Source organism: Fictibacillus sp. S7, assembly GCF_004127935.1.
Classification (GTDB): Bacteria; Bacillota; Bacilli; order Bacillales; family Fictibacillaceae; genus Fictibacillus_C; species Fictibacillus_C enclensis.
In genome coordinates this window covers 3707823-3719904 of the sequence record NZ_QJKL01000001.1, presented here as the reverse complement: position 1 = coordinate 3719904, position 12082 = coordinate 3707823, and the positions used below count along the sequence as shown (strand labels likewise).

General features: G+C 43.3%; 12 protein-coding genes and 1 riboswitch. Of the genes, 5 read left to right on the top strand and 7 right to left on the bottom strand.

All coding sequences use genetic code 11. From position 1 onward, the window contains the following. Positions 1 to 7: 7 nt before the first annotated feature. The 4 genes from DMO16_RS19115 to DMO16_RS19100 are packed head-to-tail and all read right to left on the bottom strand — an operon-like array spanning position 8 to position 3409. Positions 8 to 652: an ABC transporter permease gene (locus tag DMO16_RS19115; protein WP_425590077.1), complete on the bottom strand. Its 645-nt coding sequence runs from the start codon at positions 650 to 652 to the stop codon at positions 8 to 10. Positions 653 to 696: 44 nt separating this feature from the next. Further along, the gene (locus DMO16_RS19110) at positions 697 to 1614 is read right to left on the bottom strand and encodes an osmoprotectant ABC transporter substrate-binding protein (RefSeq protein WP_425590076.1); all 918 of its coding nucleotides are present in this window, start codon (positions 1612 to 1614) and stop codon (positions 697 to 699) included. Between the two features lie 11 nt (positions 1615 to 1625). Next, on the bottom strand, positions 1626 to 2279 hold the full coding sequence (locus tag DMO16_RS19105) for an ABC transporter permease (protein ID WP_129479440.1): 654 nt from the start codon (positions 2277 to 2279) through the stop codon (positions 1626 to 1628). Further along, complete coding sequence (locus DMO16_RS19100; protein ID WP_129479437.1) at positions 2255 to 3409, bottom strand: betaine/proline/choline family ABC transporter ATP-binding protein; 1155 nt, start codon at positions 3407 to 3409, stop codon at positions 2255 to 2257. The genes DMO16_RS19105 and DMO16_RS19100 overlap by 25 nt, the downstream gene beginning before the upstream one ends. Before the next feature lie 262 nt (positions 3410 to 3671). Here DMO16_RS19100 and DMO16_RS19095 point away from each other — a divergent pair, with 262 nt between their 5' ends. From DMO16_RS19095 to DMO16_RS19080, 4 genes are all read left to right on the top strand, one after another. Further along, entirely contained in the window at positions 3672 to 4244 is a 573-nt protein-coding gene (locus tag DMO16_RS19095; protein ID WP_289487276.1) for a GbsR/MarR family transcriptional regulator, read from the top strand. 84 nt (positions 4245 to 4328) lie between these two features. Further along, the gene (locus DMO16_RS19090) at positions 4329 to 5231 is read left to right on the top strand and encodes a 3-keto-5-aminohexanoate cleavage protein (RefSeq protein WP_129479435.1); all 903 of its coding nucleotides are present in this window, start codon (positions 4329 to 4331) and stop codon (positions 5229 to 5231) included. Further along, positions 5224 to 6186, top strand: coding sequence for an L-carnitine dehydrogenase (locus DMO16_RS19085; RefSeq protein ID WP_129479433.1), 963 nt, complete (start codon positions 5224 to 5226; stop codon positions 6184 to 6186). The genes DMO16_RS19090 and DMO16_RS19085 overlap by 8 nt, the downstream gene beginning before the upstream one ends. A gap of 23 nt (positions 6187 to 6209) precedes the next feature. Then, entirely contained in the window at positions 6210 to 6686 is a 477-nt protein-coding gene (locus tag DMO16_RS19080; protein WP_129479431.1) for a thioesterase family protein, read from the top strand. A gap of 128 nt (positions 6687 to 6814) precedes the next feature. Here DMO16_RS19080 and DMO16_RS19075 read toward each other — a convergent pair whose 3' ends face one another. Both DMO16_RS19075 and DMO16_RS19070 read right to left on the bottom strand, forming a co-directional pair. Then, complete coding sequence (locus tag DMO16_RS19075) at positions 6815 to 8287, bottom strand: aldehyde dehydrogenase family protein (RefSeq protein WP_129479429.1); 1473 nt, start codon at positions 8285 to 8287, stop codon at positions 6815 to 6817. A 22-nt stretch (positions 8288 to 8309) separates the two neighbouring features. Beyond that, a complete protein-coding gene (locus tag DMO16_RS19070) occupies positions 8310 to 9407 on the bottom strand; it encodes an NAD(P)-dependent alcohol dehydrogenase (protein WP_129479427.1) in 1098 nt (365 codons plus the stop codon). A 159-nt stretch (positions 9408 to 9566) separates the two neighbouring features. On the opposite strand from DMO16_RS19070, the gene DMO16_RS19065 reads away from it, so the two are divergent. Then, positions 9567 to 9755, top strand: a complete 189-nt coding sequence (locus DMO16_RS19065) for a hypothetical protein (RefSeq protein ID WP_129479425.1) — start codon at positions 9567 to 9569, stop codon at positions 9753 to 9755. Between the two features lie 323 nt (positions 9756 to 10078). Here DMO16_RS19065 and DMO16_RS19060 read toward each other — a convergent pair whose 3' ends face one another. Further along, positions 10079 to 11701: a sodium:solute symporter family protein gene (locus tag DMO16_RS19060; RefSeq protein ID WP_129479423.1), complete on the bottom strand. Its 1623-nt coding sequence runs from the start codon at positions 11699 to 11701 to the stop codon at positions 10079 to 10081. A 91-nt stretch (positions 11702 to 11792) separates the two neighbouring features. Continuing rightward, positions 11793 to 11923, bottom strand: a riboswitch (SAM riboswitch). Positions 11924 to 12082 lie beyond the last annotated feature (159 nt).

Here is a 12082-nt window from a genome sequence, read left to right as displayed (position 1 = left end):
GGAGGCATCATGCAGCGGTATTCTGCTGCAGAGGTCTCTTCGTCTTTTTATTCGGTGATAATCGTTTCTCCAGCCATCCCATCATTAAATCTGCCAGAACAGCCATTACCGCAGTGGGAATCGCTCCAGCGAGGATGATGGATGTGCCATCGGTTGCGTTGGTACCGCGAAGAATGATATCCCCTAATCCGCCGGCGCCAATAAATGTACCAATGGTGGCAATCCCGATGGTGATGACCAATGCGGTACGCAACCCAGCCATGATGACTGAAATTGCCAACGGGAGCTCCACCATCCATAATACTTGAAATTTGGTCATTCCCATTGCTTTTCCTGACTCAAGCAAGGCATGGTCCACATTCCGGATTCCCGTATACGTGTTTTTAATAATAGGAAGCAGTGAATAGAGAAAGAGTGCAAATACCACCGTATTGGTGCCAAGCCCCATGACGAGCATCAGCACCGCCAGCATGGCCAGAGCAGGAATCGTTTGAATGACATTAGCCAATGAAATGACCCAGCCTGCAAGCCGGTGATAGCGCGCGATGAGTATGCCAAGAGGAATCGCTACAATGGCAGCAAATAACACGCCGTAGGCCGACATGAGAAAATGCCGGTAAAATTGTTCCCAAACGTAACTTCCATTCTGCATGTAATAGTTGAAAATTTCATTGATCGTCTCCAATTTGGCACCTCCTATTTAAAATAGTTGTGTTTCTCCAGGAATTCTTTTGCGATAATGGACGGTTCCTTCTTTTTTCCATCCGCTTCGAAATTCATCTTCTGCATCGTTTCCGTATCAATTTTTCCAGAGAGCTTTTCAAGCTTGCCTTTCAGTTCCGGATGTTCCTTCAGCACTTCATTCCGTGCAACAAGAGAACAATCATATGGCGGGAAAAACTGTTTATCGTCTTCAAGTACTTTTAAGTTATAAGATTTGATCCGTCCATCGGTTGTATAGGCCAGCACCACATCCATTTTCCCTTTGGCTGCCGCCTGATAGACCAGGCCGATCTGCATCGGATAGGTTTTTCCAAACTCAAAACCGTATTTTTCCGTAAATCCTTTATAACCGTCTCCCTTTCGTTTTAACCAGGCGTTATCTACACCAAGTTTAAGATTCTGGGCATGCTTCTCCAAATCCGAGACGGTATGAAGATTCTCTTTCTCGGCCAGTTCCTTCGTGACGGTAAACGCGTAGGAATTGGCAAAACCATAAGAATCAAACCACGTTTGATCGTATCTCTTTTGAAATTCCCGCTGAACAACTTTCAGGGCTTTCTTCGGATCTTTTACAGGTTCCATACCTAATGCCCCTTCCAGATCCGTTCCCGTATAACGTGTTGCCGTAATATCCACGTCACCGTTGATCATGGCCTGATGCTGAACGGTGGACGAACCCAGGTTATTGACCATATTGACTTTCAAATCGCTGTCATGTTCGATCATGAGACGAACCATGTTACCCATGATTTGAGATTCGGACGTTCCAAGTGTTCCGATTGCGATCGTTCCTTTTGCCGGGCCGCTTAATCCTGGAAGAGAGCAGCCACTGAGGCATAGAACTGCCATAACGGCAGTGACTAAAATAAGCCGGTTTACGCTTTTCATCAGTTGTCTCCTTCCTAAGCAGCTTCCTTCATTTTTCTCATGCCTTTTGGTGTAACCCATCGCTCGAGTCTGCCCAAAAGAATATCCGTTAACAGGGCAAGGATGGTAACAGGCACCGCCCCTGCAATAATAAATTCAGCCTGAAAAAGATTCAGCCCGTTGAAAATGTAATCGCCAAGGCCGCCAGCACCGATGTAGGCAGCAAGTGTTGCCCAGCCAATCAAGTAAACAGTAGAAAGCCGGATGCCCGCCATAATGACAGGAACAGCAAGCGGCAATTCCACATAGCGGATCCGCTCCCAACCGGACATTCCCATTCCTCGGCCGGCCTCCAGCAGACTGCGTTTCACGTCCTTCACCCCAATATAGGTATTTCGCAAAATCGGTAAAACGGAGTAAAAAAACAAAGCTATGATGGCCGGAACTTTTCCCACCCCGAGAAGAGGAATAAAAAAGGCCAAAATCGCAAAGCTCGGGAATGTCTGGACAATTCCCAAAATCCCCATCACCGCTCCTGCTGCTTTAGGAACCCTGGTTAAGGCGACACCAAGAGGAACAGCGATGATGATTCCAAGCAAAGCGGCAAGTAATGAAATATATAAGTGTTCCCACGTTTTGTACGCCAATTCACTGCCATACGTAGTTAAAAATTGGATGACGGCGTCCATTGCATCTCCTCCCTTGCTTCGCCCCAGATGGAATCGTAAACAATATCAACCAGGCTCGCCCTCGTCACAATGCCAGCAAGACGCTGATTTTCATCCACAACGGCTACATATTTCATTCCTTTTTTAAGGATCTTTCGGATGGTGTCACGTACCAGGTCATCTTTTTGCACGGTGAATTCCGTTTTAAGGACCTCATGGATTAAGTTTGCTTTTTTCCGGTTCTGATCAATAATCTCCACATCCACATACCCTTTAAGGATGTTACTTTCATCAACCACCAGCAAAGAATCCACACGATGCTGCTTCATCACTTGAATGGCTTGAGACAACGAACGATCCCCGGTAATCGTTACAGGCTGCGGATTCATGATTTGTTCAACGGTTTGAATGTTTGGTCTCGCTTGTACCAAACGGTCTTTCCCAATGAACTCTTCAACAAAATCGTTGGCCGGATTGCGGAGAATCTCATCTGGTGTATCGCATTGGACCAGCTCTCCATCCCGCATAATAACGATTCGGTCTCCCAACTTCAGAGCTTCATCCATGTCGTGAGTGACGAACACAATGGTTTTATCCAATTTCTTCTGCAGTTTCTTGAACTCTTCTTGCAGCGAATCCCTGGTAATGGGGTCAAGAGCACCAAACGGCTCATCCATTAAAATCAACGGCTGATCGGCAGCCAGCGCACGTAAGATACCAATTCGCTGCTGTTGGCCCCCACTCAGTTCATGAGGGTATCTCTCCAGATATTCTGGTGTCATATCCACAAGGGATAACAATTCTTCTGCCCGGGCGCGCCGTTTATCTTCCGGCCATTTCAACAATTTAAGGACGATGGAAATGTTCTCCTGGATGGTCATATGAGGAAACAACCCAATCTGTTGAATCACATAGCCAATTTCTCTTCTGAGCTCAACCGGATCCTTTTTTAATACATCCACACCATTAATATAGATGCTCCCTTCGGTTGGCTCGATGAGTCGGTTAATCATTTTCATCGTTGTTGTTTTTCCGCATCCACTAGGGCCAATAAAACAAATAAATTCGCCCTTTTCAAATTCCAGCGATAATTGGTTAACCGCTCTCTTTCCTCCTTTATACACTTTTGAAACTCGATCAAATTTCAGCAATGATAAAACACCTCCGTAAATTTCCCCTTCTGATTCGGATCTCACATTGGTTAACAACATTCCGTGACTTTTGTGCTATCTTCAGCTTAAATTAAACTTTGTGAAATAAAAAGTTTACAAATTGTATAAAATGCACAATATTTACGTAAAATTATTCAGATAATAAGTACAGACCGGCTTTTCCTTACAATTGCTTGCTGATTGCCTTGGTTTCTTTGATATATTGATTTTTGGTTTTCGCGGGTTTGTGATACATTGGCTCATGAAGAAGCTGGGAACTGGAAGGGTGATTCATTTGGTTGAAAAACAGCCATCTGTGAAAATAAGGAATGTTGAAGATCAACTGGTTGAGAAAATTGCTGACAATATGCACACCTATGGTGTTTCTACAACTGTCGGGCGGGTATTAGGCATCATTTATATGAATCGAAAGCCGATGACGCTTGATGAGCTATCAGAAGCTACGGGTATGAGCAAGACCCGTATGAGTCAGGTTGTCAGGGAAATGGTCGATCTGAATATTGCTGAAAAAGTGTTTGAGAAGGGTATTCGGAAGGATTTATATAACGTGGAGCAGGACTACTACCAAACCTTTATTTCCTTGTTTACCTCCAACTGGCAAAAAACGATCAACAAGAATAAAATGTTTGAAAAAAAGCTGTCAGCTGAGATAAAGGGCATATTGGATAATGAGACCCTTACGGAAGAGATGGAACTTAAGGTCAATGATCTTCTAAAGGAAACAAAAGAATGGCTGGATTATTATCAATGGTTGTCCCGCCTGGTCGATTTCTTTGAAAGCGGCGAGATCTTCAAGCATGTTCCTAAACCCTAAAGTTGAGCTACAGCGTACAACGAAAAAGAAAATGGAAGATTCTCTCCATTTTCTTTTTTTTACCCTTTTTAAGGAGGAATCCCTATGAATCAGAATGTTATTGTAACGTGTGCAGTAACCGGTGCAGGAGAAACCACCCAAAAAAGCCCGCACGTTCCAGTCACACCTAAGGAAATCGCAGAATCAGCCATCGAAGCCGCCAAAGCTGGTGCTACCATCGCCCATATCCATGTTCGTGATCCAAAGACCGGTGGAATCAGCCACGACCCTGAACTTTTCCGCGAAGTTGTAGAACGGATTCGGGAGTCTGAAATGGACGTCATCTTAAACCTCACTGCCGGCGGTGGCGGAGACTGGTTGCCCAGTAATCAGGACCCGGCCACCGGTGGGCCCGGCACTGATATCCAGCTGCCTGCAGAACGCCATGAACCTATTGGTAAACTTCTACCCGAGATATGCACGCTCGATTGCGGCAGCCTGAATTTTGGAGATCAGCTTTATATTAGTACGACCTCCTGGCTTCGTGAACAGGCAAAGCTCATCCAGCAAAGCGGCGTGAAGCCTGAACTTGAATGCTTTGATACCGGACATCTTCGCTTTGCCAAGCAGTTGATCCACGAAGGGCTGATCGATGACGATCCCATGTTCCAATTTTGCCTTGGCATTCCTTGGGGAGCAGAAGCAGATGCCGAAACGATGCTGTATATGAAGAACAGCCTGCCGGCAAATGCCCATTGGTCAGCGTTTGGCATTGGACGCCTGCAACTCCCAACGGCAATACAATCCATGCTGCTTGGCGGCAATGTACGTGTTGGTCTGGAAGATAACCTTTATGTTGGTAAAGGGATTTTGGGAACCAATGCCCAGCTGGTGGACAAGGTCGTCGGTATCATGGGTGGCCTTGGAGCTAACCCGATGACACCAGCAGAAGCGAGAAAACACTTAAAATTAAACAACCCGTTTGCAAAAGGAGTTCCCCATGAATAATCATTCGATACAGAAAATAACGGTCGTTGGAACAGGTGTAATCGGGAACGGCTGGATTGCCCGTTTTTTGTCACAAGGTTATGACGTAGTCGCTACGGATCCTGCACCTGGAGCGGAATCCAGAGTGAAAAACGCTTTGGGAAAAGCTTGGCCGGCGCTTGAAAAAGCTGGACTCGCAAAGGGTGCTTCAAAGGATAAGCTAACCTTTGAACCCAACCTGGAAAAAGCAGTTGCGAATGCCGATTTTATCCAGGAAAACGCTCCTGAACGCGAGGACATCAAGCGCAGCTTGTTGGCTCAAATTGATCAGTACGCAAACCCTGTGGCCATTATTGCCTCAAGCACATCAGGGTTGATGCCAAGCAGTCTGCAATCCGATTGCACTCGACCCGAACGGATCATTGTTGCCCATCCGTTTAACCCGGTTTATTTGATTCCTCTTGTTGAGCTTGTGGGGGGAAAGAAGACCTCTCCCAAAGTGATTCAAAGGGCTGAGCAATTCTATCATTCTATCAAGATGAAGCCGCTTGTCATTTCAAATGAAATTGAGGGTCATGTGGCTGACCGTCTGATGGAAGCGATTTGGAGAGAATCACTCCATCTTGTAAATGACGGGGTGGCTACTACCGAAGAAATAGATGCTGCCATTGTATATGGTCCCGGTCTGCGCTGGGCGCTGATGGGTCCCTTCTTAACACTGCATCTGGCCGGCGGAGAACAAGGAATGAAACACATGCTTGAGCAATTCGGACCCGCCTTGAAACTGCCTTGGACGAAACTCGTTGCCCCTGAACTTACCGAGGAATTAAGCAATAAAGTGATTGACGGCTGTGAACAACAAACGAAGGATCACACCATCACTGATTTGGAAAAGCGCAGAGACGACTTTCTGATCGAATTGCAGCAATTGCTTTCAAAATATTGGCCGGCAGCCAATTTAAACGGAAGACTCTAACTGATAGATTTGGAGGGAAAGTGATGGGTAATTTTATCAATCCTTTGCTGAAAACGACTGTACACAGCGACTGGATCGACTATAACGGCCATATGAACGATTCGGCCTATGCTCTCGTCTTCAGCAAAGCAGTGGATCAATTCATGGATGACCTGGGGATTGATCATCAATTCCGTGAAACACAACAGTACTCAATCTATACCCTGGAAACCCATCTGGTTTATTTAAAAGAAGCGCATTTGGATCAGGAACTTCATATCAGCCTTCAGCTTCTGGACTATGACACGAAACGTCTGCATGTCTTTTTTACGATGTATGATGAACAAGGAAATCGTCTGGCAATCAGCGAGCAAATGCTGATGGGCATGGATATGGCCAATGGCCGTGCAGCCCCTTTTCCGCCCGCCATTCAATCCAAGATTGATACTCTCGGAAAAGACCAGCAAATTCTATCAAAACCAGAAGAAGCGGGAAGAAGGATCGGGATACGGAGAAAATAGCAAAACGGCTGACCAGAAACCTTAGGTCAGCCGTTTTGAGGTCTGGTATATCTCAGTTGGACAATATTACTAGAATTTGCAAAGAGGAAGCGCAATATAAAATTGTTCCCTCCAGGCTGATCATAACCTTATGAAAATGGATATTGTCTAGGTTCCTTTTGAACGGATATCCATTTAACAGTTGTAAACTCTTCGAATGCCCATTCACCGCAATATCTGCCTAAACCTGAACTTTTCTCTCCGCCAAATGGAACATTAGACTCGACATTGATTGTTTGATCATTAACATGAATCATGCCTGTCTTAATCTGTTTGGCGACATCGATTCCTCTTTCAAGCGAGCCTGAAAATACTGCGCCACTTAAACCAAATGGGGTGTCATTAGCCACTTTAATGGCTTCTTCTTCATTATCTACTGGAATAATACAAGCTACAGGAGCAAACACTTCATCTTGGGCGATTGTCATATCATTTGTTACATCTACAAGGACAAACGGCTCCATGAGATTACCTTCGACATTTCCTTTTTTAATTAATTTTGCTCCTTGCTCCACACTTTTGTCGATAATACTCAATGCTCTATCCACTTGTTTTCGATTGATCATTGGGCCAATGATTGTATTACTCTCACGCGGATCCCCAACTTTAACCTTTGCAGTCTGTTCTAAAAATTTCTCAATAAACGGTTCATATAATTTACGATCTACAATGATACGATTAATCGCAATACAAATTTGGCCTGAATGCATGAATTTACCAAACGTTGCTGCAGAAACAGCCTCGTCTAAATTTGCGTCATCTAAAACGATAAAGGCATTGTTTCCTCCTAGTTCCAAGGCAGGCTTTTTAACATGCTTGACTGCAAGTGAGCCTACATGTTTTCCAGCAGCAGTAGAACCTGTAAATGAAATGACACTTGGAACTGGATGTTCTACGAAGGAGTCACCTATTTCTTCAAGATCGGCCACAGTCACGTTAATGACTCCTTTTGGAAGCCCAGCTTCTTCAAAGATTTTGGCAATGATAAGACCGCCAGTAATAGGGGTTTGCAGATCAGGTTTCACAACTATGCTGTTTCCAGTAGCAATGGCAGGTGCAACAACTCGCATTGTTAAATGTAAAGGCCAATTCCAAGGAGTGATGGCGCCAACAACTCCTGTAGGTTCACGGTAAACTCTGTTTTCTTTTCCTGGAATGGCGGATGGACGAATCGATCCCCCCATCAATAATGGGAAAGTAGCAGCTAGTTTTATATCGCCGATGCTGCAGTCAACTTCTACGCTGGCTTTTAAATGCGAGCTTCCTGTTTCTTCAATAAGAAGTTGGACCAGTTCTTCTTTCTTATCTTGCATAATTTGAGCAGCTTTTTCAAGAATGCTAATTTTTTTGTAAGGAGCAACTTTTGCCCAACTTTTTTGGGCCTCTTCAGCTGCCACATATGCCTCATGGATATCATTTTTACTCGCAAACTTCAATTCTGTCAGAATTTCATCATTATAAGGGTTCGTTACTGTACAAGTTTTCTCACTAGATCCTTCTCTCCAGCTACCATTAACCAGGTTATTGCTCCACTCAGAGTATTTAAGTGTTTTTACAGTCATTTTCATTTCCCCCTCTCAAAATTTAACCTATTTTTAGAACTGGTTTAATTGTCACTCCTGATGCTGAATCTGCACTCGCTTGGTTGATTTCTTCCAAACTATAAAATTTTATTAATTTATCAAACGGAAATTTCCCTTGTTTATAAAGTTCAATTAATTTCGGGATAAACATCTGAGGAACAGCCGATCCAAGTAAAACACCAATCACTGATCTTTCAAATAAAATGGTATTTACATCTAAATGAACTTCAGTCCCTACCGGTGGAGCACCAATGACTACGGCTTGTCCTAAAGTAGCTAGACAATCAACAGCTTGACGTAAAACTTCAGGACGGCTAGTGGTTTCAATGGAATAATTCACACCGCCTCCTGTTATTTTTTGGATTTCTTCAACCGAATTTGTATCTTTCGGATTAATAGTGTGGGTGGCACCAAGTTCCTTGGCTAATTCCAAGCGGCTTTCGTTAACGTCTATTGCAATAATCGTTGTACAGCTTGCCACCTTAGCACCCATGACAGCACTTAAACCTACTGCTCCGCATCCAAAAATGGCGATACTTGATCCCACTTTAGGCTTCAATTTATTTAGGACAGCTCCACTCCCAGTTTGAATCCCACATCCTAATGGCCCTAATAAATCAAGTGGAACATCTTTTGGAACTTTAACAACATTTCTTTCAGAGACGATGGAAAAATTAGCAAAGCTAGATTGACCAAAGAAATTATGAACGTCCCTTCCATCCTGGTGTAACCTGCAAGATCCATCTTTCATAGTACCTGTAAAGTTTAGCTCAAAAAACTGATTGCAGGCATAAGGGTCACCACTATGGCAATTTGAACAATCCCCGCAAGAACTATACGACATAACGACATGATCACCAGGTTTAACGCTGCTGACTCCCTCTCCTACCTTTTCAACAATACCTGAACCCTCATGACCCAATACGGCAGGTAGAGGAACAGGATAATATTGATCTCGAACAATCAAATCAGTATGACAAATCCCAGTAGCCTGAATACGAACGAGCACCTCTCCACCCTTTGGATCATCTACCGTAATGTCCTCGATTTTGAATGGCTCTCCTTTACCATGCGTGACAGCTGCTTTGGTTTTTAACATACCATCAACCTCCTTTTGAAAGCGTTTTCAATGACAATAATAACAGAATTCAATATTTTAGATTTTTAAAATATTACTTTCTTGCTTTTAAAATATGCTCCTTCGCCCTTTTCCAAAGGAAAAGGATTAATAATAGCCAAATGAATAGGGGGAAGAAAAATGAAAATATTGTTAATGGCTTTGGTTTCAGTATTTCTCGTCACAGGTCTTCTCGCAGGATGTGTATCCCAGCAAGGGGTACAAGGATCAAAAACGGACGAAGGTGCAAAACAGGCCGGCAAGGAATTTGGAGTAGATGTGATCTATTCTGGTCCTACTGAACATGACGCTTCGCAACAAGTTTTTTAGTGTAATCGCTCCGGCTGGTACTATCGTAACCGTTCAAACTCGATCTTTAAATGCCATTGTTTTTGATTTGGTTTTTGACAGTTTTTCGTTTGCGACTTTAAGTTCAAAGTCTGGATGATATGATATAGAACGTTCTGATACCTGTTTATCATTGGGATTCTTCTTTAACTGTGCAACCTGAAAGGTATATTTGATCCCCCGAATATCTAATTGTGTTGATTATAAACAAGTTTAAGGAATAGGAACATAAAAAAACCCGACTAGGGGTTTTTTTAGCTGACCATTATTCAGGTTACAGTTCAAATAAAGACCGGTTTTTTTTTTTAACTCTTATTTAACATGGTTTGCTGTTGTTCCTCTCCAAGCGTCTTTCTTTCTCGTATAAAGTTCATGGCAGCCAAAAACAGACCTGACACAATCAGTAATAAAACGAGACCTGTTAACCCATTTTTTTGCAGCGATCCCATTTCTTCAAAGAGGAAGATCGTTGAAAAGATTGAAAATAGAATGGAAAAGAAACCTAGACTACGGAAGGAAAACCTCCACTCCAACACTCCATCATTATCGATTAAACTTACTATCATAAGTGTAAGGATGTTAAAAATCATACCGATCCAAACAGGATGGACATTCTTATAGAATTCATTAACTTCCCATCCACCCAGATGGTACCAAATTAGCCCTGAAGCAGATCCGGCAAATAAAGAAACCACTGCTGCTTTCCTTGTAGCAATTGGCCAGAAAAGTGCAGCTACCACTGGGGCAAAAGTAGCGGAATTACGGGTTACCCATGCAAAAACATTCCACCACGCAGACTGTTCCGAACGAAGCAACGCAAAAATAACCATTAATACAGATAACAAAACTAAGGATTTTTTTGTATAACCCACAAGCTGCAGTTCTGTTGCCTTCGGGTTAAAAGCTTTACCGGCATCCCTTCCAAGACTTGTAGCTCCTGAAAACTGGCATGGTGCTCCCCAACTCAGAGCAGCAGCCCAGAACCCAAGGAAGAATAAAGCCACAAGAGGGGCAGGAAGCGTCTGCATTAAATAAAGGGGCACCGCAACTAATCCACGTGTTTCATTTGGTACAACTGACGCAGCCGCAAGACCAAATAACACCGCACCTACAATGAGGGGGACACCTAATACAGAAGCATAAATTAATCCGCGGCGTCCCTGTTCAGGCGTTTTACAGGAAAGAGCCATTTGAAAAGCTGCTTGTGCAAGGATGACATTAAACAAAAATGTCCCAAACCATGCAATGATAGTCTGAATACCAGCTCCATCCCACGAAGCAAATTGGGGTTTCTCCGCAAACAGGGTATGAATCCCCTCGATACCCGGATTGATAAAGAATGCGTATGTTCCTATTGCAAGCATAATGAAAAAAACAATTACATTGCTGAGCTGTGTAAATCCTATTGACCACATTCCTCCAAAGTGCAAATAGACCAACAACAGTAACGCAGTCAACGCAACCGACGCGATAAGGGAGATTCCTGTAAAAACAGATAATGCAGAGGCAAAAGCAAGCGCTGTAGCCACAGACCACATTGGAAATGTAAAAGCTGTAATTACCCCAGCGATCCCCCGAACTTTTTCGCCGTAACGGTCTCCTAACAAACCCGATATGGTTATAAGTGCTCTTTTTCTGAAAGGCGCAATTAATACTAATGCAATAATTAATATGTGGATGGTCTCCGCCACACCATACCAGATAGCTGATATTCCAGTAAGATAACTAAGCTCTAAAATAGATATATAAGAGGAACCAGAGAAAAGGCCCGTAATACATACCGTAACAAATAATGTATTAAACCCTCTCCCGCCGACAAAGAAGCCACTTCCATTTGTTGCTCTTTTTCTGGCAATCTGACTTACAAAAATAAGAAAAAATGTATAAGCCAGTGCAAAACCTATAAACCAATAACCAACATCAGTCATAATCTGCCTCCTTGTAAATACTTAGAGTATCCTAATAACTATATAGAACAGCAAAAAAACCTCTTCCTTGAGGAAGAGGTCAAATTTCTCTTCCTCATCTTCCAGACACTAATGTCTGTTGGAATTAGCACCTTACTATTCACAAGAAAAACGTTTTTCTTGAAAATAACAGGTTGCTGCAGGATCTTAGGACCAATTTCCTCCCCCGACTCACGATAAGGATGTTCTCCGTATAAAGTTAGGTATAACCTTACAAGAAACTTTTTTTGAAGTCAATAATTTTTTATTCTTTCAGTTGGTATCTTCGGGGGCTTTCCCCTGCTGACAATGAACAACTCTATCAACCTGGCACCTACTGTCAAAGCATGACCTGTCTCACAC